Annotated in this window: 31 protein-coding genes; 20 read left to right on the top strand and 11 right to left on the bottom strand. The window is 71.0% G+C overall.

Annotated elements, in window-relative coordinates; all coding sequences use genetic code 11:
• Positions 1-24: 24 nt before the first annotated feature.
• From F0L68_RS10330 to F0L68_RS10320, 3 genes are read right to left on the bottom strand one after another with little or no spacing between them, the layout of a single operon-like run.
• Positions 25-927, bottom strand: coding sequence for a GNAT family N-acetyltransferase (locus tag F0L68_RS10330; protein WP_149849279.1), 903 nt, complete (start codon positions 925-927; stop codon positions 25-27).
• Positions 928-971: 44 nt separating this feature from the next.
• On the bottom strand, positions 972-1,853 hold the full coding sequence (locus F0L68_RS10325) for a LysR family transcriptional regulator (RefSeq protein WP_149849278.1): 882 nt from the start codon (positions 1,851-1,853) through the stop codon (positions 972-974).
• Positions 1,850-2,521 (bottom strand): hypothetical protein, encoded by a 672-nt coding sequence (locus tag F0L68_RS10320; protein WP_223198659.1) that lies wholly within the window; start codon positions 2,519-2,521, stop codon positions 1,850-1,852. Before F0L68_RS10320 ends, F0L68_RS10325 begins: the two co-directional genes overlap by 4 nt.
• Before the next feature lie 238 nt (positions 2,522-2,759).
• Here F0L68_RS10320 and F0L68_RS10315 point away from each other — a divergent pair, with 238 nt between their 5' ends.
• The 11 genes from F0L68_RS10315 to F0L68_RS10265 are packed head-to-tail and all read left to right on the top strand — an operon-like array spanning position 2,760 to position 11,685.
• Positions 2,760-3,131, top strand: coding sequence for an NADH-quinone oxidoreductase subunit A (locus tag F0L68_RS10315; protein WP_149849277.1), 372 nt, complete (start codon positions 2,760-2,762; stop codon positions 3,129-3,131).
• The gene (locus F0L68_RS10310; protein ID WP_438672265.1) at positions 3,122-3,664 is read left to right on the top strand and encodes an NADH-quinone oxidoreductase subunit B; all 543 of its coding nucleotides are present in this window, start codon (positions 3,122-3,124) and stop codon (positions 3,662-3,664) included. The genes F0L68_RS10315 and F0L68_RS10310 overlap by 10 nt, the downstream gene beginning before the upstream one ends.
• Positions 3,654-4,235 carry an NADH-quinone oxidoreductase subunit C gene (locus F0L68_RS10305; protein ID WP_149849276.1) on the top strand — a complete coding sequence of 194 codons (582 nt, stop codon included), beginning with the start codon at positions 3,654-3,656 and terminating at the stop codon, positions 4,233-4,235. Before F0L68_RS10310 ends, F0L68_RS10305 begins: the two co-directional genes overlap by 11 nt.
• Positions 4,232-5,200, top strand: a complete 969-nt coding sequence (locus tag F0L68_RS10300) for a complex I subunit 1/NuoH family protein (RefSeq protein WP_149849275.1) — start codon at positions 4,232-4,234, stop codon at positions 5,198-5,200. Before F0L68_RS10305 ends, F0L68_RS10300 begins: the two co-directional genes overlap by 4 nt.
• Positions 5,197-5,718 carry a NuoI/complex I 23 kDa subunit family protein gene (locus F0L68_RS10295; protein ID WP_223198658.1) on the top strand — a complete coding sequence of 174 codons (522 nt, stop codon included), beginning with the start codon at positions 5,197-5,199 and terminating at the stop codon, positions 5,716-5,718. The genes F0L68_RS10300 and F0L68_RS10295 overlap by 4 nt, the downstream gene beginning before the upstream one ends.
• Positions 5,715-6,245 carry an NADH-quinone oxidoreductase subunit J family protein gene (locus F0L68_RS10290; protein WP_149849274.1) on the top strand — a complete coding sequence of 177 codons (531 nt, stop codon included), beginning with the start codon at positions 5,715-5,717 and terminating at the stop codon, positions 6,243-6,245. The genes F0L68_RS10295 and F0L68_RS10290 overlap by 4 nt, the downstream gene beginning before the upstream one ends.
• Complete coding sequence (nuoK, locus tag F0L68_RS10285) at positions 6,245-6,607, top strand: NADH-quinone oxidoreductase subunit NuoK (protein ID WP_149849273.1); 363 nt, start codon at positions 6,245-6,247, stop codon at positions 6,605-6,607. The genes F0L68_RS10290 and nuoK overlap by 1 nt, the downstream gene beginning before the upstream one ends.
• Positions 6,604-8,403 carry an NADH-quinone oxidoreductase subunit 5 family protein gene (locus F0L68_RS10280; RefSeq protein WP_149849272.1) on the top strand — a complete coding sequence of 600 codons (1,800 nt, stop codon included), beginning with the start codon at positions 6,604-6,606 and terminating at the stop codon, positions 8,401-8,403. Before nuoK ends, F0L68_RS10280 begins: the two co-directional genes overlap by 4 nt.
• A 58-nt stretch (positions 8,404-8,461) precedes the next feature.
• A complete protein-coding gene (locus F0L68_RS10275) occupies positions 8,462-9,946 on the top strand; it encodes a complex I subunit 4 family protein (protein WP_149849271.1) in 1,485 nt (494 codons plus the stop codon).
• Positions 9,947-9,949: 3 nt separating this feature from the next.
• The gene (locus F0L68_RS10270) at positions 9,950-11,455 is read left to right on the top strand and encodes an NADH-quinone oxidoreductase subunit N (RefSeq protein WP_223198657.1); all 1,506 of its coding nucleotides are present in this window, start codon (positions 9,950-9,952) and stop codon (positions 11,453-11,455) included.
• Positions 11,452-11,685, top strand: coding sequence for a pepsin/retropepsin-like aspartic protease family protein (locus F0L68_RS10265; RefSeq protein WP_223198656.1), 234 nt, complete (start codon positions 11,452-11,454; stop codon positions 11,683-11,685). Before F0L68_RS10270 ends, F0L68_RS10265 begins: the two co-directional genes overlap by 4 nt.
• A gap of 52 nt (positions 11,686-11,737) precedes the next feature.
• Here the strand turns inward: F0L68_RS10265 and F0L68_RS10260 are convergent, their stop codons facing one another.
• The 8 genes from F0L68_RS10260 to F0L68_RS10230 all read right to left on the bottom strand — a co-directional run bounded on the left by F0L68_RS10260 (position 11,738) and on the right by F0L68_RS10230 (position 18,491).
• Positions 11,738-12,886, bottom strand: coding sequence for an NADH-quinone oxidoreductase subunit D (locus tag F0L68_RS10260; protein WP_149849270.1), 1,149 nt, complete (start codon positions 12,884-12,886; stop codon positions 11,738-11,740).
• A gap of 124 nt (positions 12,887-13,010) precedes the next feature.
• The gene (locus F0L68_RS10255) at positions 13,011-13,283 is read right to left on the bottom strand and encodes a hypothetical protein (protein ID WP_149849269.1); all 273 of its coding nucleotides are present in this window, start codon (positions 13,281-13,283) and stop codon (positions 13,011-13,013) included.
• Between the two features lies 1 nt (position 13,284).
• A complete protein-coding gene (locus F0L68_RS45505) occupies positions 13,285-13,389 on the bottom strand; it encodes a DUF6893 family small protein (RefSeq protein ID WP_438672264.1) in 105 nt (34 codons plus the stop codon).
• Positions 13,390-13,413: 24 nt separating this feature from the next.
• A complete protein-coding gene (locus F0L68_RS10250; protein ID WP_149849268.1) occupies positions 13,414-14,055 on the bottom strand; it encodes a DUF6084 family protein in 642 nt (213 codons plus the stop codon).
• Between the two features lie 2 nt (positions 14,056-14,057).
• Positions 14,058-14,699: a DUF5947 family protein gene (locus F0L68_RS10245; protein ID WP_149849267.1), complete on the bottom strand. Its 642-nt coding sequence runs from the start codon at positions 14,697-14,699 to the stop codon at positions 14,058-14,060.
• On the bottom strand, positions 14,696-15,574 hold the full coding sequence (locus F0L68_RS10240) for a NifU family protein (protein WP_149849266.1): 879 nt from the start codon (positions 15,572-15,574) through the stop codon (positions 14,696-14,698). The genes F0L68_RS10245 and F0L68_RS10240 overlap by 4 nt, the downstream gene beginning before the upstream one ends.
• Positions 15,575-15,625: 51 nt before the next feature.
• Positions 15,626-17,392, bottom strand: coding sequence for a nickel-dependent hydrogenase large subunit (locus F0L68_RS10235; protein WP_149849265.1), 1,767 nt, complete (start codon positions 17,390-17,392; stop codon positions 15,626-15,628).
• A gap of 19 nt (positions 17,393-17,411) precedes the next feature.
• Complete coding sequence (locus F0L68_RS10230; protein WP_149849264.1) at positions 17,412-18,491, bottom strand: NADH-quinone oxidoreductase subunit B family protein; 1,080 nt, start codon at positions 18,489-18,491, stop codon at positions 17,412-17,414.
• A gap of 458 nt (positions 18,492-18,949) precedes the next feature.
• Here F0L68_RS10230 and F0L68_RS43440 point away from each other — a divergent pair, with 458 nt between their 5' ends.
• The 9 genes from F0L68_RS43440 to F0L68_RS10185 all read left to right on the top strand — a co-directional run bounded on the left by F0L68_RS43440 (position 18,950) and on the right by F0L68_RS10185 (position 24,276).
• Positions 18,950-19,336: a helix-turn-helix domain-containing protein gene (locus F0L68_RS43440; protein ID WP_223198655.1), complete on the top strand. Its 387-nt coding sequence runs from the start codon at positions 18,950-18,952 to the stop codon at positions 19,334-19,336.
• 83 nt (positions 19,337-19,419) lie between these two features.
• The gene (locus F0L68_RS10220; RefSeq protein WP_149849262.1) at positions 19,420-19,977 is read left to right on the top strand and encodes a YceI family protein; all 558 of its coding nucleotides are present in this window, start codon (positions 19,420-19,422) and stop codon (positions 19,975-19,977) included.
• A complete protein-coding gene (locus F0L68_RS10215) occupies positions 19,974-20,285 on the top strand; it encodes a muconolactone Delta-isomerase family protein (RefSeq protein WP_149849261.1) in 312 nt (103 codons plus the stop codon). The genes F0L68_RS10220 and F0L68_RS10215 overlap by 4 nt, the downstream gene beginning before the upstream one ends.
• Before the next feature lie 58 nt (positions 20,286-20,343).
• Positions 20,344-20,778, top strand: coding sequence for a helix-turn-helix domain-containing protein (locus F0L68_RS10210; RefSeq protein ID WP_149849260.1), 435 nt, complete (start codon positions 20,344-20,346; stop codon positions 20,776-20,778).
• Positions 20,779-20,815: 37 nt separating this feature from the next.
• Positions 20,816-21,442, top strand: coding sequence for a D-sedoheptulose-7-phosphate isomerase (locus tag F0L68_RS10205; protein ID WP_149849259.1), 627 nt, complete (start codon positions 20,816-20,818; stop codon positions 21,440-21,442).
• On the top strand, positions 21,439-21,657 hold the full coding sequence (locus tag F0L68_RS10200) for a hydrogenase assembly protein HupF (protein ID WP_149849258.1): 219 nt from the start codon (positions 21,439-21,441) through the stop codon (positions 21,655-21,657). The genes F0L68_RS10205 and F0L68_RS10200 overlap by 4 nt, the downstream gene beginning before the upstream one ends.
• Positions 21,654-22,349, top strand: coding sequence for a D-sedoheptulose-7-phosphate isomerase (locus F0L68_RS10195; RefSeq protein WP_149849257.1), 696 nt, complete (start codon positions 21,654-21,656; stop codon positions 22,347-22,349). The genes F0L68_RS10200 and F0L68_RS10195 overlap by 4 nt, the downstream gene beginning before the upstream one ends.
• Positions 22,346-23,707 carry a hypothetical protein gene (locus tag F0L68_RS10190; RefSeq protein WP_149849256.1) on the top strand — a complete coding sequence of 454 codons (1,362 nt, stop codon included), beginning with the start codon at positions 22,346-22,348 and terminating at the stop codon, positions 23,705-23,707. Before F0L68_RS10195 ends, F0L68_RS10190 begins: the two co-directional genes overlap by 4 nt.
• Positions 23,704-24,276, top strand: a complete 573-nt coding sequence (locus F0L68_RS10185; protein ID WP_149849255.1) for a hydrogenase maturation protease — start codon at positions 23,704-23,706, stop codon at positions 24,274-24,276. The genes F0L68_RS10190 and F0L68_RS10185 overlap by 4 nt, the downstream gene beginning before the upstream one ends.

Below are 24,276 nucleotides of genomic sequence, written 5' to 3'. Positions count from 1 at the left end.
TCGCCAAACTTCACGGCCTTGGTGCTAGACCAGGTCGATGCGGTGCTGCTCGACCGGGTAGCCGACCTTGGCGAACGTGGCCGCCATCGGCAGGTTGGTCACGTCCGTGCCCGCCACGATCCGGTCCGCGCCCTCGGCCACGAGGTGATGGGTCGCCTCGACCAACAGGTCGTAGGCGTAGCCGTTGCCCCGATGTTCCGGCACGACGCCGATGTAGCCGATGACCGGATCGCTGTGGTGGTGGCAGGGAGCGGCGAGGCCGACGAGGTCGCCGCCGGGTGTGAACGCCAGCCTCCACCAGTCGCGCGGGCTCGGCATCCACCGCAGATAGTCCAGTTGCTCCTTGGCCGAGGCGTCGAGACCGCTCTCGGCGATGGTGCGGCGGACGTGGGCGTCGAGGCTGCCCTGGTTGATGCGCCGGAACACGTCGAGGATCACCGCGTCGTCGGGTTCGGGGCGGTAGCGCAGCCGGCCGGGTCGGCTCGGTAGGCCGGCGTCGGGTGTCCAGCGGTAACGGTGCCGCTCGACGAGCGGGGTGAGGCCGGCGGCGACCGCCGCGTCGATGCGGGCGGTGGCGGCGGCGTGCACGGCCGGTGTGTCGCGCCAGTTCGGCGGCAGCTTCAGCGAGTACTCGGCGTGCAGCGGCGCCGCGCGCAGCAGCTCCACCGCGGCGTTCCGATCGGTGAAGTCGAACCAGTCTAGGGCCATCGGCTTGTCGTCGTTCGGGCCGCCCCACCACGCGGCGCGGGCCACCACCGTGCCCTCCCGCAGCGCGACCCAGGTCCACTCCGGACGGTATTCGCCCCGCGCGGCCATCGTCAGATAGGTGTCGCCGAACGCGGCGAAGCCGACGAGCCCCGGATCGGGCAGAGAGTCGAACAGAGGTTCCTCGCCGCTGGACAGCGGGCGGACGATCAGCTCTGACATGGGGTCCTTCCGGAAGGCATCGCCCTCCGTTCTACACCACGGGCTCAGGGCGACGTGGTCCGCCAGCCGCCCCCGTTGTGGTTGAGCAGGTGGTGGATCAGCAGCTCGGTCGCCGCCGTGCTGTCCGCCTGCGTCACGGCGTGCCACGGCCGGTCCAGCGGGGTGCCAGGAACCGGTAGCTCCACCAGGTGGCCGGCCGCCAGCTGGGCGGCCACCGCCTCCCGCGACACCAGCGCGACCCCGAGCCCGGCGACCGAGCCCGCCACCACCGCGCCGTTCGAGCCGAGGGTCAGCTGCGCCGGCTCGACGTCGAGCGTGCCGAGCACCGCGAGACAGGTGGCCCTGGTGCCGGAACCGTGCTCGCGCAGCAGCCACGTCGCGTGTTCTGGCGCGAACTCGGCCGCGACGGCCGGCGTGCCGACGACCACGAGTGTGTTGGGCCGGATCGCGCGGACCCGCGCCCTGAACCCGTCCGGCGGTCGGCCGGCCACCACCAGGTCGACCTCGTGGTGGTTGAGCATGGGCCACACCCGGTCCTTCGGCGCGACCTCGAGCCGCAGCTGGATCCGCGCGTGCCGCGCCCGGAACGAGGCCAGCAGGGTCGGCAGCACGTGCTCGCCCGCGGTGGTCACCGCAGCGATCCTGATCAGTCCCTCGTCCGGCCGCGCCTGGTCGCGGGCGGCGGCCTCGGCCTGTTCGTGCAGGCCGAGGATGGTGCGCGCGTACTGGGCGTAGAGCACGCCAGCCGGGGTCAGCCGGACGCCCCGGCCGTCCCGCTCCAGCAGCGGCACGCCGACCTCCTTGACCAGGCTGATGATGGCCGCCGAGACCGCCGACTCGGTGATGTAGAGCCGCTCGGCCGCGGCCCGGACGGATCCGGTGTCGGCGACCTCCACGAAGGCCCGCAGCCTGGCGTTGGTGGTCACCGCCCCGGGTCCTCCCGGAACGCGCGGGCCGAGCGGGCCCTGCCGAGGCGAGCCGAGCGGGCCCTACCGAGCACGAAGGGCAGCGGACCCGAGGTCGTCGCCGGGGTCGGGGGCGGTGGGGCCGCGCCGGATGCCGACGGGCCGCCCGGCGCCTCGACCAGCTCACCGGTCGGCGTGAGCCGCAGCAGCGTCGACTCCCGCGCCCACCGGTCGGGCGCGAGCCGCCCGTCCGGGGCGTTGAGGCGGCCGAGGTGCAGGCCGGGCACGACCCGCAGCCACTCCTCGCCGCCGGCCGGCACCGCGCGCACCTCGGCGACCCAGGTGACCAGCCGCTGGCCGGTCGCCTTGCTGCGCACCGTGACGGCGACGCGGTCGGTCTCGTCCAGGCCGCGCAGCGGCTGCTCGCCGCCACCGGCAAGGACGTACGCCGCGTCGTCGAACCAGTGGTGCCAGGCCGGGTGCGCCCGCTGACCGCCGGGCAGGGTGATCCACACCAGCCCGGACTTCCTGGTCGCCTCGGCCACGAGGGCGAGCACCGCGACATAGTCGGCGGGCCGCGCCGCGTCGACGGGCGCCGCAGTGTCGTCGGGCATCGGGTTGTTCATCGCCGCCGCCATCCCGGCGAGGGGGTGCGCCGCGCGTTGGGGTTCGGGCAGTTCGGCGAGCACGGCCTCGCGTAGTGCAGCGTAGTCCTCCTGCGGCAGCGAGCGGAGTATCGCAGCGTCGCCCGCTCGCCGTCGGCGTGTCCTCCCGCCCTCCCGGGGTAGCGCGGCGGGCAGCCCGGACTCTCAACCGAACGCTTGACCGTCGCGTGTCAATTCTTGATGGACGACTGTGTAGTAAGCCCTTCATCATGGTTGGGCACCGTCGCACTCCAGGAACACCCGGGTTCGGGAGGAGTCGCAAGTGGACGGTTATCTCGGCGGGTACGCGGTCGTCGGCCTGGTGCTGGTCGCCGGGGTGCTGTTCGTGACGGTGTCCTTCGGCGCCAACAGGCTGCTCCGTCCGGATCGCCCGACGGCGCAGAAGCTGCTCACCTACGAGTGCGGCGTCGACCCGGTCGGCGGCGGCTGGGCGCAGTCCTATGTCCGCTACTACGTCTTCACGTTCCTCTACGTGGTGTTCGCCGTGGACGCCGTCTTCCTCTTTCCGTGGGCCACCGTGTTCGACGCGCCGGGCTTCGGCCTCGCCACCCTCGTGGAGATGTTCGTGTTCCTCGGCTTCGTCGCGGTCGGCATCCTCTACGCGTGGCGCAAGGGGGTGCTGTCGTGGGTGTGATCGACCTGCCGGATCCGAGCGTCGGGCTGCTGACCCAGGTGCCCAAGCCGATGAAGTTCGTGCTGGACTGGGGTCGGCGCTATTCGTTGTGGGTCTTCAACTTCGGGCTGGCGTGCTGCGCGATCGAGTTCATCGCCACCTCGATGAGCAAGCACGACTTCATCCGGCTCGGCGTGATCCCGTTCGCGCCGAGCCCGCGCCAGGCCGACCTGATGGTGGTGTCCGGCACCGTGACCGACAAGATGGCGCCCGCAGTGCAACGGCTCTACGAGCAGATGCCGGAGCCGAAGTACGTGATCTCCTTCGGGGCCTGCTCCAACTGCGGCGGCCCGTACTGGGACTCCTACTGCGTCACCAAGGGCGTCGACCAGCTCGTGCCGGTGGACGTCTACGTGCCGGGCTGCCCGCCCCGCCCCGAGGCCCTCCTGCACGGCATCATGCGACTCCAGGACCGGATCGCCGCAGACGAGCAACCGGCCAGCCGCGAGACCGCGCGCTTTCCCCTGCTGCGCAGGCAGACCGATGACTCCTGAGCAGCTGCGCGAGGACCTGCTCGGCTGGTTCGGGCCGGCCGCGACCGCCGAGATCGGGCACGGCCAGCTCACCGTCGACGTCGAGCCCGACGCGTGGCTCGACGCCCTGACCCACGCCCGCGACGCGCTCGACTGCGCGTTCTTCGACTGGCTGACCGCGGTCGACGAGCTCGACGCCGGCATCCGGATCGTCGCGCACGTGTACTCGCCGAGCCGACGACACGGGCTGCTGCTGCGCACCATGCTGCCGGCGGCCGACCCTGCCCTGCCCAGCGCGGTGGGTGTCTACCTCGGCGCGAACTGGCACGAGCGGGAGACGCACGAGATGTTCGGCGTGCGGTTCGACGGCCACCCGAACCTGATCCCGTTGCTGCTGCCGGACTCCTTCGACGGCAACCCGCTGCGCAAGGACTTCGTGCTCGCCTCAAGGGTGGCCAAACAGTGGCCGGGGGAGGTCGACCCCGGCCAGTCCGTCGGCGACCTCCGGCCCAAGCGCAGGCGCAACCTGCCGCCGGGCGTGCCGGACCCGGCCACCTGGGGGCCCGACGCGTCGTCGGCGTCCGGGCCATGACCGTCGCCGGGGTGCTCGACGTCGTGCTGCGGCTGGTCCTGGTGGTCGGCGCGTTCCTGCTGCTGCCGCTGCTGGTCGGCCAGCTGGAGCACAAGGCCATGGCGCACATGCAGTCGAGGGTCGGCCCGATGTACGCGGGCGGGTTCCACGGGTGGGCGCAGCTCGTCGCGGACGGCGTGAAGTTCGTGCAGAAGGAACACGTCGTGCCGACCGCCGCCGACCGCACGGTGTTCTCGCTCGCGCCCGCCGTCGCGCTGCTGCCGTACCTGCTGGTGCTCGCCGCCGTGCCGGTCGGCCCCGGCCTGGTCGCCGTCGACCTGCCGGCCGGGCTGTTCTTCGCCTTGGCCGTGCTGAGCGTCAGCGTGCTCGGCTCGATCATGGCCGGCTGGTCCAGCGCCAACAAGTACGCCCTGCTCGGCGGTATGCGCACGGCCGCGCAGTTGCTCGCCTACGAACTCCCCCTGGTGCTGGCCGGATCCTCGGTCGTGATGGCGGCCGGCACGCTGTCGCTGTCCGGCATCGTGCTGGCCTGGCGGCCCTGGTGGCTGGTCTGGCAGGCCGCCGCCGCCGTGGTGTTCTTCGTGTCGGGCCTCGCCGAGCTGGCCCGGCCGCCGTTCGACATGCCGCTGGCGGACTCGGAGATCGTGCTCGGGCCCCTCACCGAGTACACCGGCCTGCGGTTCGCGCTGTTCATGCTGGCCGAGTACGCCGGCATCGTCGTGCTCTGCGCGCTGACCGCCGTGCTGTTCCTCGGCGGCTGGCGCGGGCCGTTCGGCGACGCGTCGCTCGGCCCGATCTGGTTGCTGGCCAAGATCTTCCTGCTCGCGTTCGTGGTCATCTGGGTGCGGGTGAGCACGCCGAGGCTGCGGTCCGACCAGCTCCAGCGGCTCGCCTGGCTGGTCCTCGTGCCGATGTCGCTCGGCCAGCTCGCCCTGACCGGCGTGGTGAAGGTGGTGACGAGTTGAGGTTCTACGGCAAGGGAATTCTCACCGGGCTCGCCGTGACGTTGCGGGCGATGACCCGACGCGCGGTCACCAGGCAGTACCCCGAGGTACGGCCGGACCTGCCGCCGCGCAGCCGCGGCGTCATCGCGCTGCTCGAGGAGAACTGCACCTCCTGCATGCTGTGCGCGCGCGAGTGCCCCGACTGGTGCATCTACATCGAGTCGCACAAGGAGACGCTGCCGCCCGCGACCGAGGGCGGCAGGGAACGCAGCCGCAACGTCCTCGACCGGTTCGCCATCGACTTCTCGCTGTGCATGTACTGCGGGATCTGTATAGAGGTGTGCCCGTTCGACGCGCTGTTCTGGACGCCGGAGTTCGAGTACGCCGAGCACGACATCGCCGAACTCACCCACGAACGCGACGTGCTGCGCGAGTGGATGTGGACGGTCCCGCCCCCGCCCGCGCTGGATCCCGGAGCCGAGCGCCCGAAGGAGGTCGTGGACGCGCTGCGAGCCGCGGCGGAGGGTCGACCGGCATGACCGGCGCCGAGCTCGTCTTCGTGCCGCTCGGCGCGGTCGCGCTCGGCTCCTCGGTGCTGGTCGTGACCACCGACCAGCTCGTGCGGGCCGCGCTGTGGCTGGTGGTCGCGCTCGGCGCGCTCGCCGGCTGCTTCCTGTTGCTCGCTGCGGAGTTGGTGGCCTGGGTCCAAGTGCTGATCTACGTCGGCGCGGTGGTGGTGCTGCTGTTGTTCGGGATCATGCTGACCCGCGCGCCGATCGGCAGGTCGGTCGACCTGGACAGCGGGAACCGCGTCGCGGCGCTGGTCGTCGCGCTCGGCACCGCCGGCACGCTGGTGACCGTCGTCGTCGGCGGGTTCCGCACCGCGAGCATCGACCTCGGCGACGGCTCGGCGGGCTCGGCCGGCACCGTCGGGGCCGGCCTGTTCCGGTACTGGGTGCTGCCCTTCGAACTGCTGTCCGTGCTGCTGCTGGCCGCGCTGGTCGGCGCGATCGTGTTGTCCCGCAGGGACATCGGGCCGCGAGCACGGGACGGCGGCGAGGACTGATGCACGTCGTCTACCCGGTCGTGCTCGCCGCGCTGCTGTTCTCCGTCGGCGTGTACGGCGTGCTGGCCAGGCGCAACGCGATCCTGGTGCTGATGTCGGTCGAGCTGATGCTCAACGCCGTCAACCTCAACCTGGTCACCTTCGACGCCTGGCTGAAGGACACGCTCGCATCGGGGCAGGCGCTCACCCTGTTCGTGATCGCCATCGCGGCCGCCGAGGTCGGGCTCGGCCTGGCGATCGTCCTGCTGGTGTTCCGCAACCGGTCCAGCATCGCCGTGGACCAGCTGCGCGACCTGGCCGACCGGGACGCGCCGTCGGCGGTCCCCGGCGAGACCGTGGCGGAGCGGGAGGCGGCCCGGTGACCGCGGCGCTCGCCGTGCCGGTGGTGCTGGCCCCGTTCCTCGCGGCGGCGGTCGGGCTGCCGCTGGGCCGCCGGCTGCCGCCCGGCATCGTCGCGATCGCCGGCACCGCGGTGAGCGCCGTCCTCGCGATCGCCGTTGCGGTGTCCTCGCGGCCGGCGGAGACATTGGCTCGGCTCACGCCGACCGGCGGCATCGCGGTCACCGTTGGAGTGCGGGTCGGCGGCCTGTCGGCGACGGTCGCGGTGATGGTCACCCTCGTCGCGCTCGCCGTGCAGGTGTACTCGGTCGGCTACCTGCGCGGCGATCCAAGGTATCCGTCCTACGCGGCGCTGGTGTCGCTGTTCACGGCGGCGATGCTCACCGTGGTGCTCTCCGCCGACCTGCTGCTGACCTACGCGGGCTGGGAGGTCATGGGCGTCTGCTCGTACTTCCTGATCGGCCACCACTGGGAGCGGCCGGCCGCCTCCTCGGCCGCGGTGAAGTCGTTCCTGATGACGAGGTTCGGCGATGTCGGCTTCCTGTTCGGCGTCTTCGTGCTCGGCACGGCGGCGGGCTCGTTCCGGATCACCGACGTGTTGGCCGCGGTGCCGACCATGTCGCACACCACGGTGCTCGCCGCCGCCCTGCTGATGGTCGTCGGCGTGGTCGGCAAGTCGGCCCAGTTCCCGTTGCACAGCTGGCTGCCGGACGCCATGGCTGGCCCGGCTCCGGTCAGCGCGCTGATCCACGCCGCCACCATGGTCGCCGCCGGCGTGTACCTGGTGGCGCTGCTGTTCCCGGTGTTCCTGGCTGCGCCGCTGGCGCTCGACGTGCTCGCGGTGCTGGCCGTCGTGTCCATGCTCGGCGCCGCGTTGGCCGCGTTCGCGTCGGCCGACCTCAAACGCGTGCTGGCGTACTCGACGATCAGCCAGCTGAGCCTGATGTTCGCCGCACTCGCGGTCGGCGGCCGCACCGCGGCGATCGCGCACCTGGTGTCGCACGCGGCGTTCAAGGCGCTGCTGTTCCTGTGCGCAGGCGCGGTGATCACGGCCGTTGGTGGCGGCCTGCTGACCGACCTCGGCGGCCTGCGCCGCGCCATGCCCGTGACGTTCGCGACCATGACCGTCGGCTTCGCCGCCCTCGCCGGCTTCCCGCCGACCAGCGGGTTCTTCAGCAAGGACCTGGTCGTCGCGGCGGCGGGCCACGCGGCGAGCGGCGAGGCGGCCCTGGTCACCGTTGCCGTCGCGTGGCTGGTCGCCGTCGCGGTGCTGCTCACGGCGGGGGTGACGGCCGCCTACGCCACCAGGGCGTGGCTGCTGACCTTCTTCGGCACCGAGCGGCCCGCGCGAGAGGCGGGCCCGGTGCTGACCGGTCCGCTGCTGGCGCTGGCCGCGCCCGCGCTGCTGCTCGGCCTGGCCGCGCTGCGCTGGCCGGAGCTGCGTCCCGAGTGGGGGAGTGCGTTGGCGTCCGTCGCCGTCGTCGTCCTCGGCGCGGGTGTCGTGCTGGCGCGCTGGCGGGCCGCGCCCGGCCGAGACCCCGCCGACCTCCTCGGCCGGGCACGTCCGCTGCTCGCCAGCGCCTGGCACACCGACGATCTCTACGAACGCACCGTGGCGAGAGCGGTGACGGGCCTCGCCGAACGGGTGGTGGCGGTGGACGACCGAGTGGTCGGCCGCGCGGTGACCGGCTCCGGCCGCAACGCCGGCCGGCTCGGCGGGCTGATCAGGTTGTCGCAGAACGGGAATCCACAGCTCTACCTCACCGGGCTGCTCGCGGGAGTCCTGCTGATCGCGGTCGGGGTGGTGGTGTTGGCGTGACTGGGTCGTTGGTGGTCGTGCCGCTGCTCGGTCGTGTGGTCGCAGTCGGGGTGATGGCATGACCGTGCTGCTGCTCGTCCTGCCGCTGCTCGGCTGCCTCGCCGTCCTCGGCCTGCCACCGAAGCGCGCGGCGGCGTTCGGCGTCGCCGTCACCTCCGCGACGCTGGCGACCGCGCTCCTGATGGCCGCGACCTTCGACTACCACCGCTCCGGCTTCGCCCAGTTCTCCGTGAACGCGCCGTGGATCCCGCTCATCGACCTGCGCATCCACCTCGGCGTCGACGGCATCTCGCTGCCGCTGGTCGTGCTGACCGCCCTGCTGTGCGCGCTGTGCGCCGGATACCTGGCCCGCCCGTCCGGCCAGCCCGAGCGGCCGCGAGCCCTCGTCGCGCTGCTGCTGCTCACCGAGGTGGGCATGCTCGGCACCTTCGTGGCGCTGAACCTCCTGCTGTTCTTCGTGTTCTTCGAGGTCGTGCTCGTCCCCATGTACGCGGTCATCGCCGGCTGGGGCGGCCAGCGCCGGGCGGCGGCGGCCCGCCAGTTCATCCTCTACACGCTGCTCGGCTCCGGGGTGCTGCTGGTCGGCCTGCTGCTGCTCTACAGTCGAACGTCCACAATGGACATGGTGGTCCTCGTCGGTCGGGCGGGCACCGGGCTGAGCCACGGCGTCCAGGTGCTCGGCTTCCTGCTGATCGCTGGCGGTCTCGCCGTCAAGGTGCCGGTCTGGCCGCTGCACTCGTGGCTGCCGGACGCGCACACCCAGGCCCCAACGGTCGGCTCTGTCCTGTTGGCCGGCGTGCTGCTCAAGATGGGCACCTACGGCATGGTGCGGATCGCCGTGCCGATGCTGCCGGAGGGCGCCGTCGCGCTCGCGCCCGCGCTCGGCGCGCTCGGGGTGGCCGGCATCGTCTACGCGGCGCTGGCCTGCCTCGCGCAACGCGACCTCAAGCGGCTCATCGCCTTCTCCAGCGTGGGACACATGGGATTCGTGCTGCTCGGCATCGCCACCCTCACCCCGGTGGGCATCAACGCGGCCCTGCTCGGCAACATCGCGCACGGCCTGATCACCGGCCTGTTGTTCTTCCTGGTCGGCGGGATCGCGCAGCGGTACGGCAGCACCGACATCGACCGGATCGGCGGCGGCCTGCTGGCCAAGGCGCCCCGGCTCGGCTCGCTGCTGGTGTTCGCCGCGGTGGCCAGCCTTGGGCTGCCCGGGCTCGCCGGCTTCTGGGGCGAGATGCTGGCCATGCTCTCGGCGTTCCGGCCGGCCGGCGGCCTGAATCCCGCCCTGTATCTGGTCTTTCTCGCGGTGGCGGGGCTCGGGACGGTGCTCACGGCCGCCTACTTCCTGGTGATGCTCCGCCGGGTCGCGCAGGGCGTCGTGCCGCCAAGGTGGACCGCCGAGCGCTTCGGCGACGTCACCGCGCGCGAGTGGGTGGCGTGGACCCCGCTGCTGGTGTTGGTGCTCGCGATCGGCCTGTGGCCGAGGATCGTGCTCGGCGTGACCGACGGCGCGGTGCGCGTCCTGCTGCGAGGTGGGTGAGCCGTGCAGACGATCCAGAGCGTGGACTACCTCGCCGTCGCACCCCCGCTGATGTTGGCGCTGACCGCCGTCGGCGTGCTCGTAGCGGACGCCTTCCTGCCGGCCCGCCGTTCGCCGTGGATCGGGGGTGCCGCGCTCACCGGAGTGCTGCTCGCGCTGGCGGCCGACCTCGTCCTGGCGGTCGGCGTGCTGCCGCAAGACCGGCCGCGCGGCACGTTCTGCGTCGGCGCGTCCTGCTCCTACTCCGTCGACCGGTTCACCCTGCTGTTCCAGGCGGTGCTGCTCGTCGCGGGCACTGTCGTGCTGCTGCTGGCGAACGGCGAGGTGCGGCGAGCCGGGCTCCCGGCGGGCGAGTTCCACTTCCTGCTGCTCACCGCGCTGGCCGGCGCGCTGACCATCGCGGCCGGCCGGGACCTGGTGATTCTGGTTGTCGGGCTGGAGGTCGTCTCGCTGCCGGTGTTCGCCCTGGTGGCGCTGCGCCGCTACGACGGCCGATCGGCGGAGGCCGGGCTGACGATGTTCCTCGTCTCGGTCACCTCGACGGCCGTCATGCTGTTCGGCGTCAGCCTGGTCTACGGGGCCACCGGGTCGATGTTGCTCGACACCATCTCCGCGGCGCTGCGTCGACCGGGCACCCCGCACACCGTGGCGGCGACCGGGGTCGTGCTGGTGCTGGTCGGCTTCGGCTTCAAGGTATCGGCCGTGCCGTTCCACTTCTGGGCGCCCGACACCTACCAGGGCGCGCCGATCGCGGTGGCGGCCTTCCTGTCCGTCGTGTCCAAGGCCGCGGGATTCGCCGGCCTGGTGCTGGTGCTGACCGTAGGGTTCGGGTCCTACGCCGGGGTGTGGGGCCCGCTCGTCGCGGTGCTCGCCGCCGCGTCGATGACCGTCGGCAACCTGGTCGCGCTGCGCCAGCGCGCCGCGATCCGGCTGCTCGCCTGGTCCTCGATCGCGCAGGCCGGGTACATGCTCGCGCCGCTCGGCGCGGCGGCCGGGCTGGTCGGCGAGCCGAGGGTGTTGGGGGTGCTGGCCGCCGCCACGGTCGGCTACGTGGCCATCTACGCGGTGATGAACCTCGGCGTGTTCGCGGTGCTGTCCTTCGTCGGCTGGATCGACGGCCTCGGCGGGGGACGCCTCGACGACTATCGCGGCATGGCCCGCTCGCACCCCGCGCTGGCGCTCGCGCTGGCCTTCTGCCTGGCCTGCCTCGCCGGGCTGCCGCCGGGGCTCGCCGGCCTGTTCGCCAAGATCGTCGTGTTCCGAGGGGTGCTGACCGGCGGCTACGGCTGGCTCGCCGTGCTCATGGCGGTGAACACGGTACTCGGCCTCGCCTACTACCTCGCCTGGGCCAGCCGACTGTTCGCGCCGGGCCCGTCGGAGAGCACCGCGGCCTTCGGCCCGGTGCCCCGGCACGTGGCGATCGCCGTCGGGTTGGCCGTTGCCGGCACCGCGCTGATGTCCGTGCTGCCCCAACTCGTGCTCGGCGTCGCGCCGACCCTGGGCGGGTGATGGCCGTGCCGGACGTGCAGGGGACCGTCGCGACCTTCGCCAGGGACACGGGCGGCGGCACGGTGCTGCTGGACAGCGGGGCCGAGTTGTCCTTCGACGGCAACGCCTTCGCGCGCAGCGGGCTGCGCATGCTGCGGCTCGGTCAGCGCGTGCTGCTCAGGGTGGTGGACGGCCGCGTCACGGCGATCACGCACATCTCGTTCCCGCTGCCCCAAGACCCGCTGCCCTGAGACCCGTTGCCCTGAACCGTTTCCCGGTGCGGCGGCCGGGCGAGGCGCGCCGTCACTTGTCGATGTCGCCGACCACGAAGAACATCGAGCCGAGGATCGCGATCATGTCGGCGACCAGCGCGCCGCGCATCAGGTCGGGAGCAACCTGGATGTTGTTGAACGACGCCGACCGCAGCTTCAACCGCCACGGCGTGCGCTCGCCGCGCGAGACCAGGTAGTAGCCGTTGACGCCGAGCGGGTTCTCGGTCCACGCGTAGGTGTGTCCCTCGGGCACCTTGAGGTTCTTGGGCGTGCGCACGGAGATCGGGCCGGGCGGCAGCGCCGCGAGCCGGTCGGCGCAGGTCTCCGCGAGGTTCAGCGAGACGCCGACCTGGTCGAGCAGGCACTCGAACCGGGCGAGGCAGTCGCCAGCGGTCCTGGTCACCACCGGCACGTCCAGCTCGTCGTAGGCGAGGTAGGGTTCGTCCCGCCGCAGGTCGAAGTCGAGACCGCTGGCCCGCGCGATGGGTCCCGACACGCCGTACTGGGCCGCGACCGAGGCCGCGAGTACGCCGACCCCGCGCGTCCTGGCGTGGAAGATCTCGTTGCCACGGATCAGGTTCTCGATCTGCGCGGTGCCGGCGCGGACCTCGGCGACGGCGCGCCGGACGCGGTCGAGCCAGCCAGCCGGCAGGTCGTCCCTGAGCCCGCCAACGCGGTTGAACATGTAGTGCATCCGGCCCCCGGTGGCCTCCTCCATCACCTGTTGCAGCGCCTCGCGCTCGCGGAAGGCGTAGAAGATCGGGGTGATCGCGCCGAGTTCGATCGGGTAGGAGCCGAGGAACATCAGGTGGTTGAGCACGCGGTTCAGCTCCGCGAGCAGCATCCGGGTCCACACGGCCCGCACCGGGACCTCGATGTCGAGCAGCCGTTCGACCGCGAGCACGACACCGAGTTCGTTGGCGAAGGCCGACAGCCAGTCGTGTCGGTTGGCCAGCACGAGGATCTGGCGGTAGTCGCGCACCTCGAACAACTTCTCCGCGCCGCGGTGCATGTAGCCGACGATCGGCTCCACCTCGGTGATCCGCTCGCCGTCGAGGGTGAGCCGCAACCGCAGCACGCCATGCGTTGCCGGGTGCTGCGGACCGATGTTGAGCACCATGTCCTCGGTGGCCAGCTCCGCGGCGCCGGAGCCGATCGCGACGGTCCGTTCGGTCGTCATGTCGATCCCGCCCTCGTGAGGCTCGGCGCCCGGTCGGCGCCCCGCACGCGGGACGGACCGCCGACCGGTGGGCTTCTGCCGCCGGACGGGATGCCTGCTGTCGGCCTGGCCGCGCCGACCAAGCCTACGCCGCTCGCCGCCTCTCGGGGTCCGACGACGTCGTCTCGGCCGCCCTGCGCGCGAACGCCTCCACCGCGTCGTGCAGCATCGCGCCTGCGCCGCCGTTCATGACCCGCTTCGCCGCCGTGCCCGCCACCGACACCCCGGCGCGCACCAGCTGCCGCACCTCGTCGGAGTTCCTGATCGCCTCGATCGAGTCGAGCGTCTTCTTCACGCCGTTGCGCCCGTGGCTCGTGCCGAGCAGATAGCCGACGACGAAGCCGATTAGTGTCTGCATCTCACATCTCGCGAATCTCTAGGTAGCGCTTGATGTCGGGCAGCGACTGGATGATCGCGGCAACGGCCACCGCGAGCACCACTGCTTTGACCAGTCGTGTCAGCATGATGTTCCCTTCGTTCGTCGATGGTCAGGCCTGTCGCTCCTCGATCCGGTCGAGTAACGCGGTGAGCGTGCTGTCCCAGGTGGTCAGCGCGTTGCTGGACTTGAAGCGCTGCAACGCGTCCAGCGTCTCCCGGTGCACGGACAGCCAGGCGCGGTTGGGGAAGTGCAGGTCGACGGTCTCGCGCCACACGCTCACCGGTAGTCCGAAGGACGCCTCCTTGCTCCACGGCACCTGCTGCACGTTCAGGCGGCCGTCGCGGGTGCCGAAGACCGTTCCGCTGAACAACAGCAGCAGCGGGATCACGCCGTCGGTCAACCCGTTGAAGTACTTCGTGGACGCGATCTCCAGGTCGTAGGTGCAGGGCACCGGAAGCTCCTGGGTGACGCTTCCGGTGAACCCGGGCACCATCGCGGTGAGCATGGTGAACTGCAACGGTTTCAGCGTGTCGGCCCATCGGTCGGTGTCGCCGAAAAGGTCGTGCAGGCGTTCGGCCTCCTGTGCCGAGTAGCGACGCCGGTGCGGCTCGACCCGGATCTGGCAGCGCAGCGCGATCGCGTCGATCCGCTCGCCGCTGGTCTCGGTGATCCGCAGCCGCAGGGCGAACCCCGGCACGACGGCATAGCGATCCGCCACCGCGTCGACGCAGTCGAAGACCAGTTCGGCCACTGTCACTCCTCGGGATACAACGGCCGCGCCCTGGCGCGGAGGTCGGCAAAGAACTCGTCGATGTGCTCGTGCGCCTCCTGGCCTCCGTCGAAACCCTTCCAGTACAGGCGGACCGTGCCGACGAGCTGGTAGCAGGAGTCGATCGGCACCAGATAGGTCTCGACGGCGCCGTCGACCTCGCGGACCAGGATCGCCTCGACCTCGGGCTGTGCCTCGGCGAGCAGTGGGTGCTGCTCGCCGAGTCTCGCCCACGCCGCCAGGTCGAGCAGGCACTCGGTCGCCCCGGCCGGGCTCGGATAGAAGGCCGCGAGCCCGCTGTCGCCGCGCAGGAAGAAGGCCGAGTTGACCGGGACGCCGAGCCCCGTCCACGCGGCCGGCGACAGCGGACGCGTTGGGTCGTGCAGCACCCGCTCCGGCACCGCCCGGTACCTGCCGCCTGCCGCGTCCGGCCGGGTGAACAGCAGGAAGCACGCCCGGCAGGCGCACATCAGCGAGCGGTGCTCGATGTCGACGACGTGGCCGTGCCGCGCGCCGACCTCGGTGCCGCACATCTCGCACTTCTCTGCCGAGGGCTGCTCCCGCACCGGGGCGAGCGCCTGCTCGGGTGTGCCGACGAACCGCCGCAGGCCGACGCCCCCGGTCACGACGCCACCGCTCTTGGCACCGCCACCCGGACGCCCTGGCTGTCCGAGAGCAGCGGCAGCGGATCGAGGCACCGGTCGGATCCGTCCAGGCCCCTGCCGGCGAGGCGCACGTCGAACCGCGCCCCGCATTCGGCGCAGCTGAGCACCTCTGTGTCCACAGTGGACTCAGCGAGGCTGGCGCCGCACGCGGCGCACGCGTCCCGGTAGGCGTACAGCGTGCCGCGCACCGAGCACAGCAGCACCTCGACCCCCTCGACCACCACCCGCACCGGCCGCCTGGTCGGCGGGCCGAGGTCGGGCAGGGTGCTCCAGGTCGACTGGCCGGTGGCGGACGGCGCAGGATCCACGCGCCAGCCTGGTGGCGGTCCCATGCCGACCTGGAGCAGTTGGGTGGCGGGAGCGGGCTCGGTAACTCCGGCCACCTCGACGCCGGTGATCTCCGGTGCCGCCTCCTGGATCGCGCCCTCGATCGCGAGCCGGACGGTCAGCGTCGAGGAGGGGCAGCCGTGGCAGCTGCCCTCCAAGCGCAGCTGCGCAACGCCCGCGTCGTCGACACCGAGGTACTCGACGCCACCGGCGTGCGAGCCGAGATACGGGCGCACGCCGTCGAGGGCGCGCTGGATCCTGGCGTCCACGTCGAGCGGGTGCAGGTCGTGCAGCACCAGCAGGCTCGCCACGAGGCCGTCCTCGGCGAGCCGGTCCAACAGGCCGGGATCGCGTTCGCGCACCAGCGCCACCACCCGCTCCAGGCCCCCGCCGTACATCTCCACGAGCAGGCGGACCAGTTCCTCTGCCGTCTCCTTGTCCCGGCCGGCCCGCAGGCCGGCGAGCAGCTCCTCGATGCGGTCGCCGACGGTACGTGCGTTGCGCCCCATTGCTCACAACCCCTCACGGCCCCCGGTGCGCGCCGGGGGCCGTCATCGGCGTCAGTACTCCGCGTTGAACGCGTGAGGCGTGTGCAGCTTCCTGAGCACCGTGCCGGTGCCGAGCGACATGTGCACGCCGCAGGGCAGGCAGGGGTCGAAGCTGCGCACCGCGCGCATGATGTCGATGCCCTTGAAGTTCTCCGGGGAGTTCTCCTCGAAGATCGGCGTGTTCTGCACCGCGTCCTCGTACGGGCCGGGGGTGCCGTAGCTGTCCCGGACGCTGCCGTTCCACGGCGTAGGCGGGTACGGGTGGTAGTTGGCGATCCTGCCGCCCCTGATCACCATGTGGTGGGACAGCACGCCGCGGACCGCCTCGGTGAAGCCGCAGCTGACACCCTCGTCGGGCACCGTGAACGGCTCCCACGTCCTGGTGTTGCCGCCGCGGATCTCGCCGAGCGCCTTCTCGCAGAAGTGCAGGGCCAGCCCGGCCGCGTACGCCTGGAAGTACGTCCTGGCGCGGTTTCGCTCGATGGCGTTGCTCCACTGTGGAATCTTCCACTCGAAGCTGACCGCGGGCTTGAGTGCCGTGCGCGGCAGGCTGATCTGCACGCTGTGTCCGGTCGACTTCACGTAGTCGGTGTCGACCAGGCCGGCGAGCGCCGTCGTCCACAGCCGGGCGATGGGGCCGCCGCCGGTGTCCAGCGGCAGGTGGTCCTTGCCGTCGAACCAGCGCGGCGACATCGTCCACGAGTACTTGTCGTCGAAGTCGCGCTTGGCCGGCCGGGGAATCGTGTGCTGGTTCCAGGGGTGCCGCCGGTCCACCGGGTTGCCGAGCGGATCGCGGGTCACGAACATCTCCTGGTCCTCCCAGTCCTCGTAGAACGAGGAACCGAGCAGGATCCTGATGCCAAGGTTGATGTCCACCAGGCTGGTGGTGACGAGCTTGCCGTCCACCACCACCCCGGGGGTGACGAACATCTTCCTTCCCCAGTTCTCCATGTTCTCGTAGGTGAAGTCGCAGTGCTCCGGGTCGTTGAGGCTTCCCCAGCATCCCAACAGGATCCGCCGCTGGCCGACCTTCTCGTAACCAGGCAGCGCCTCGTAGAAGAAGTCGAAGAGGTCGTCGTGCATCGGCACGACCTTCTTCATGAACTCCACGTAGCGCATCAGCCTGGTGAGGTAGTCGGTGAACAGCTGCACGGTGGCGACCGTGCCGACGCCGCCCGGGTACAGGGTGGACGGGTGCACGTGCCTGCCCTCCATCAGGCAGAACATCTCCCTGGTGTAGCGGGAAACGTGCAGCGCCTCGCGGTAGAACTCGCCCTCCAGCGGGTTGAGCGACCGCATGATGTCGCCGATGGTCTTGAAGCCGTGCTCGCCGGCGTGCGGCGACTCGGTCCGGTTGGCCAGCTCCAGCACGCCGGGATTGGTCTCGGCGACCATCTTCTCGCAGTAGTCGACGCCGACCAGGTTCTCCTGGAAGATGTTGTGGTCGAACATGTACTCGGCGGCCTCGCCCAGATTGATGATCCACTCGCCGAGGTGCGGCGGCCGGACGCCGTAGGCCATGTTCTGCGCGTACACCGAGCAGGTGGCGTGGTTGTCGCCGCAGATCCCGCAGATCCGGCTCGTGATGAAGTGCGCGTCGCGGGGATCCTTGCCCTTCATGAAGATGCTGTAGCCGCGGAAGATCGACGAGGTGCTGTGACACTCGACGACTTCCTTCCTGGCGAAGTCGATCTTCGTGTAGATGCCGAGACTGCCGACGATCCTGGTGATCGGGTCCCAGGCCATCTCGACGAGGTCGGCGTCCTTGGACGTGGTCATCGTTGCGCCCTCCGCTCGTTCACCAGGTGGCCTTGTATCCGGTCAGCAACGCGTCGCCCTTCTTCCGCCACTTGGGCTCCTCGTCGACGCTCTTCATGGTGAAGTTCCGCAGCGCGCGGATCACGGTGCCGTACATGCCGCTCGCGGCGGCCGACACGCGCGCGCCCGGCGGCTCGTCCATGAAGGGCATGAACTTGTCCGGGAAGCCCGGCATCGTGCAGGCGATGCAGATGCCTCCGACGTTGGGGCAGCCGCCGACCCCGTTGATCCAGCCACGCTTGGGCACGTTGCACTTGACCACCGGACCCCAGCAGCCCAGTTTCACCAGGCACTTGGGGGAGCCGTACTCCTTGGCGAACTGGCCCTGCTCGTAGTAGCCCGCGCGGTCGCACCCCTCGTGGACGGTCGCGCCGAACAGCCACGTCGGACGGAGTGCCTCGTCCAACGGGATCATCGGCGCCTGGCCGGCGGCCTGGTAGAGCAGGTAGAGCAGCGTCTCGGACAGGTTGTCGGGATGGGTCGGGCAGCCTGGCACGCACACGATCGGGATGCCGGCCTTGGAACGCCAGTCCCAGCCGAGGTAGTCGGGCACGCCCATCGCGCCGGTCGGGTTGCCGGCCATGGCGTGGATGCCGCCGTAGGTCGCGCAGGTGCCGACCGCGACGACGACCAATGCCTTGGGCGCCAACCGGTCCAGCCATTCGCTGGTGGTCATCGGCTGGCCGGTTGCCGGGTTGTTGCCGAAGCCGCACCAGTAGCCCTCGGACTTGATCGCCTCGTTGGGGATCGATCCCTCGACCACGAGCACGAACGGATCCAGCTCGCCCCGGTCGGCCTTGTGCCACCACTCGATGAACGTGTCCGCGCCCTGTTCCGGGCCGCACTCGAAGTCGATCAGCGGCCAGTGCACCGCGACCTTGGGCAGGCCGGGCAGCGCGCCGAGCGCGATCTCCTCGATGCTGGGCTGGGTGGCGGCGGTGAGCGCAACCGAGTCGCCGTCACAACCAAGGCCGCCGTTCATCCACAGCAGGTGGACCACCGGTTCGGAATCGGTTGACTCGGCTGTCGAGGCTTCGCCGGTCTTGTCGGCCGTCGTCATTGATGACCACCTCCTCGCGGCCGAACCGGCCGCATGTGAAGCCGACAACTCGCCAACGGAAGCGGAGTGCACCGCCCTGCGTTGGTCGGAATGTCATACGGGTCATGGGACTTCAACGGAAAGTGTGTTCCGTGAAGTCCGGCCGAGGCCACGGTAGACCCGTCCCGCGTTACCGGCAAGACTGGGCGACACATAGGTCGGACACAACTGTCCTTGCTGTGGTCGAAGCGAGTGTGGGGCGGATATCCCCTGGACAGGTACGCTGTGCAGACCGGGAAGGGGGCTGGATTCGAGTGAGCGAGTCGGGCAGTCAGCCGCCGGAAGAGTCCATCGAAGTGCTTCCCGTCGTGGTGCTGTCGAAGACATTTCCGGCCCGTCCTTCGTCGATTCCGGAAATCCGAGATTTCGTCCGCCACTGCCTTTCGGACTCGCCGCTGACCGACGAGGACAACCAACAGGTGCGCCAGACGGTCTTCCGTGCCCTGCTCGACGCGGCCGGCCCGACGGGGACGATCCAGATCTCCTTCCGGATCTTTCCCGAGCACGTCGAGGTGGACGTGCTGCACTCGCACTCCGGGCTGCCGGGCGAGCCGACGCTGGCGCAGCTCAGCGGGGTAAGACCGGCGCCAGCGACCGCGGAGCCGCCGCAGTCGCCCCCGCCCGCCACGTTCGCGGCGTGGATGTCCGAGGTGCTGCGGAAGGCGGGGCTCACGCACGAGGCCGCCGCGCGGCAGCTCGGCGTCTCGGTGAAGACCGTCAGCCGGTGGGTCGGCGGCGAGACCGAGCCGAGGCTGCGCGACCTGCGGCGCATCCAGGAGCGGTTCGGCGACCACCCGCTGTCCTGACCGGATCCGCCGCGCCGGCACCGAATCCGCGATATCGACACAGTGCTTTACGGCCGTGCGCGGCGCGTCCTACGGTGCCAAACATGGCGACAGAGGCGCGAACGTACCGGATCGGACCGGACAACGGCAGGCTCGTCCTGCACACCAGACGTGCCGGACTCGCCTCGGTCCTGGGCCACGACCTCACCATCGAGGTGGATCGCTGGTCAGGGGAGATCACGGTGGCGGAGAACCCGGCCGACAGCACGCTGCTGGTCACCGTCGAGACCGGTGCGCTTCGCATCATCGCGGCCACCGGCGGGGCCAAGCCGTTGTCCGAGCGGGACAAACGGGAGATTCTCCAGCAGGCGCGGAAGATCCTTGACTCGGACCGGACGCCGACGGCGACGTACGCCTCGACCGCGGTCGCCGCGGACGGCGCGTCGGGCGGGACCGTCGACGGCACGTTCACCCTGCTCGGCCGGGGCCTCGGCCTCCGGCTGAAGGTCACCGGATCGGGGGACGGCCGCTACCTGGCCACCGGCGAGGTGGTTCAGTCGGACTACGGCATCAAGCCGTACTCCGCCATGTTCGGCGCGCTCAAGCTCGCCGATTCGGTCGGGATCCAGGCCGAAGTCGACCTTTCGGGAGACGCCGGGTGAAATTCCTCGTGCTGTGGCGCATGGAACTGTCGCTGCTGTCCAGCGAGATGGCGGCGGCGGTCGCCAGAATGCCCCGCTACGCCAACCCGCTCGAACAGCGCGGGATCGTGATCGCGCGCTATCACCTGGTCGGCCAGCACGGCGGCGCGTGGATCTACGAGGTCGGCTCGAACGAGGAGCTGGAACATTTGCTCGCCATGTCCCCGGTCTACAACTTCGCCCGTTACGAGGTGCATCCGCTGGCCGAGATGCCGGACCCGCTCGCGGCTGATCCACTCGCATCCGAGGAGCGTCAACCGAATCCCTGATTGACTGACCGCGAAAACGCGCGAACACTTGTGTCGATTCTCGGGACAGAGGTGTCCGATGAGCACACCGAAGCCGAACCCGTCTCGCGAACGGCACTGGGTCTGCGCCCAGCGACTGCGCGAACGCCGACTGGCACTGGGCCTGACCCAGCGCGAGGTGGTCGCGCGGCTCCAGCAGCGGGGCAACCTGACCACCAACCGGGCGCTGAGCGCCATGGAGAACGGGCGGGGCCTCGACCTCGGACTGCTGCCCGAGCTGGCGCACTCGCTCTGCTGCACGGTCACCTACCTGCTCGGGCTGACCGCCGATCCGCACGCGTGGCAGCCCGAGGGAACCACTCATCGCGTTGAGCCCGCCCAGGACCCGGTGTGGCACGCGGCGGGGATCCTCGGCCCGGAACTGCCCGCGGGCTTCGCCGCGCCGGGCAGGGTCCGCCGCCGCAACGGATCCGCCGGCTCGGCCAACGGATCGCTCAGTGAACACATGGCCTAGCGAACGGACCGAAGTACCAGCACGGAAGGCATGGATCGTGACAAGGACGTCGCGTCCCGGCGGTGTCGATGTCGTCGGCGAACTGTCGCACCGCCGCACCGCACCGTTGACCGATCTCGCCGAGCACGCCGAGGATGTCGCGCTGACCTGTCACGCGATGGCCCGCCGATTCCACCGGGGCGGGAAGCTCGTCGTGTTCGGCAACGGCGGACCGAGCACGGACGCCCAGCACGTCGCGGTCGAGTTCGTGCACCCGGTGATCGTCGGCAAGCGCGCGCTGCCGGCCATCTCGCTGACCTCCGACGTCGCCACGCTCACCGGCGTCGCGAACCGGGTCGGGCTCGCCGAGGCGTTCGCGCACCAGATCCAGTTCCTCGGCGAGCCCGCCGACATCGCGCTCGGACTGTCCACGGACGGCCAGTGCCGCAACGTCCTGCGTGGACTCCGGCAGGCGCGCGACCTCGGGCTGCTCACCGTCGCGCTGGTCGGCGGCGACGGCGGCCAGATCGCGGCGGACCGGGCCGCCGACCACGTGCTCGTGGCCAGGTCGACGGATCCCCGCGTGGTCAAGGAGGTCCACGTGACGATGTATCACGTGCTGTGGGAACTGGTGCACGTCTTCTTCGAACAGCCTGGGGCACTCGATCCGGGGATGGTCACATGAGCACGCCCGAATGCCATGACGAGGTCTGCGTCACCTGCTCGGACGCGGCGACGCGGGTGACCGTGCTTCGCCTGCTGGACAACGAACTCGCGGTGGTGCGCACCGAGCGCGGCGAGGAGGAGGTGAGCGTCGCGCTGGTCGCGGCCGGGGTCGGCGACACGATCCTGGTGCACGCCAGCGAGGCCATTGCCGTCGTGGCGGGCGGCGCGTCGTGAAACCGGGCGACGGGTCGTCCGCGCCGGCCGTCGACGTGCAGTCGTTGTACCCGTTTCTGTACGCGCAGGAGTCCAATGTGGACTCCGTGATCGAGCAGGTGCGCAGTTCCACCGTGGACAAGGCGATGGAGATCATCGAGCTGCGCACCAGGGTGCTGGACCGGGAGGGGCCGAGGCTGCTGGAGTGCGCGGCCGCGATGGCCGAGCGGTTCGCCGCGCGCGGCCGGCTGCTGGCCTTCGGCAACGGCGGCAGCGCGACCGACGCCCAGGACCTGGCCAGCCTCTTCCTCAGCCCGGCGGGCGGCGGCGGGCCGCTGCCGGCGTTCGGGTTGACCAACGACATAGCGGTGATCACCGCGCTGTGCAACGACATCGGCTTCGAGGTCGTGTTCGCCAGGCAGATCGCCGCGTTCGGCCGGGCCGGCGACATCGCGGTCGGGCTGTCCACCAGCGGCAACTCGGCGAACCTGCTGCGCGCCTTCGACGAGGCCGCGCGGCGCGGCCTGTTCACCGTCGGCATCGCGGGCTACGACGGCGGCAGGATGGCAGAACTGGACAGCATCGACTACCTGTTCGTCGTGCCGTCGCCGTCGGTGCACCGGATCCAGGAGGCGCAGACCACCCTCTACCACGCGCTGTGGGAGCTCACCCTGCTCGCGCTCGGCGACGCGGCGGAGCGGGTGGATCGATGACCGCCGCGATGGACCGGGCCCGCGCCGTCGCCGACGCGGTCCTCTACGAGGGCTACCTGCTCTACCCGTACCGCGCGTCGGCGGCGAAGAACGCGGTGCGCTGGCAGTGGGGCGTGCTGATGCCGCCCGCGTTCGCCGACGGCGGCACCGGCGAGCACGCGTGGTCGCGCAGCGAGCTGCTGGTCGAGCCCCGCGACGGCGCCAGCCTGCACGTCCGGCTGCGGTTTCTCCAGCTACAGGCCAGGATCGTCGAGGGCGTCGACGGCGACGGGCACCGGCCGGTGCCCTTGGTCACCATCGACGGCCGCGAGCACATCACCTGGGACGAGGCCGTCGAGCGCGAGGTCGACGCGGTGCTGCGGTTCGCCGACCTGGTCGGCGGCGACGGCCGCGTGCCGTTCGAGGTGGCCGGCGGCACGGACGTGGAACCCATACCCGGCACGGACTCCGCGCGGCTGGTGCGGCGGCGCGAACCGTTGCGCGGCGCGCTGCGGCTGCGGGCGGCGGCGCTGTCGGGGCCGTTCGGCGGGCTGAAGCTGACCGTGCGGGTGGAGAACACCTCGCCGTGGCCGGCGCACCGCGGCGCGACCAGGGCCGACGCGTTACGGCACGCGCTGATCGCCGCGCACACCCTGCTGTCCGTGCCGGGCGGCGAATTCCTCTCCCTGGTCGATCCCCCGGAGTGGGCCAGCGTCGCGACCGGGGAATGCGTCAACGAGCGGACCTGGCCGGTGCTGGTCGGCGAGGAGAACCAACGCGACACCGTGCTGTGCTCCCCGATCATCCTCTACGACCACCCAAGGATCGCCGAGCAGAGCGCGGGAAATCTCTTCGACGGCACCGAGATCGACGAGATCCTGACCCTGCGCACCATGACGCTCACCGACGAGGAGAAGCGCGCGGCGCGCGCCACGGACGAGCGCGCTGCCGACCTGATCGACCGAGTCGAGAACCTGCCGCCCGAGGTGCTCGACCGGCTGCACGGCACGGTGCGCTATCTGCGCGCCATGACCGGCCGGCCGGACCGAGGGCAGGAGCGGGCCGACGTGACCGCGCGCCCGGACGTCCCCTGGTGGGATCCCGGAGCGGACGCGTCGATGTCCCCGTCGACCGACAGCGTGCTGATCGCCGGCGTGTCGGTCGCCAGGGGCTCCAGGGTGCGGCTGCGGCCGGCCAAGCGGGCCGACGCGCACGACATGTTCCTGGCCGGGCGCACCGCGGTCGTGCAGGCGGTGCTGCTCGACGTCGATGACGTGTGGCACCTCGCGGTCACCCTGGAGGACGACCCCGGCGCCGACCTCAACCTCGCGCACGGGCGGTATCGCTACTTCGGCGCCGACGAGGTCGAGCCGTTGTGAGGCCCACGGTGCTCGTCGCGGGCGTCGGCAACATCTTCCTCGGCGACGACGGATTCGGCGTCGAGGTCGCCCGGCGACTGTCCGAAGTGGACATGCCGGACTGGGTGCGGGTGGCCGACTACGGCATCCGTGGCCTGCACCTGGCCTACGACCTGGTCGGCGGCGAGTACGACCTGACCATCCTGGCGGACGCGACCTCGCGCGACGAGCCGCCGGGCACCGTCTACGTGGTCGAGCTGGACACCCCGGCGCAGGCAAATCCGCCAGCCGGAGAGGAGACCGCCGCCGCGGCGAGGTTCCTTGACGCGCACGGCATGCAGCCGGACGTGGTGCTGAACCTCGTCGCGATGCTCGGCGGCGAACCCGGCCAGGTCCTGCTGGTCGGCTGCGAGCCCGCCGCGCTCGAACACCGGATGAGCCTGAGCCCCGTGGTCGAACGGGCGGTCGACGTGGCGGTGCGTGCCGTCCTCGACCTGCTCGACGAGCACGGGCCGCCGAGCGAGACGCACCCCGTCATAGAGACACACTCCGTCATCGAGAGACACTCCGGCATAGGGAACAGGTGGTGA

The organism is Solihabitans fulvus (assembly GCF_008386585.1).
GTDB classification, from domain to species: domain Bacteria; phylum Actinomycetota; class Actinomycetes; order Mycobacteriales; family Pseudonocardiaceae; genus Solihabitans; species Solihabitans fulvus.
Note: the sequence above shows the minus strand (reverse complement) of the source record. Positions and strands in the feature narration are given on the sequence as shown.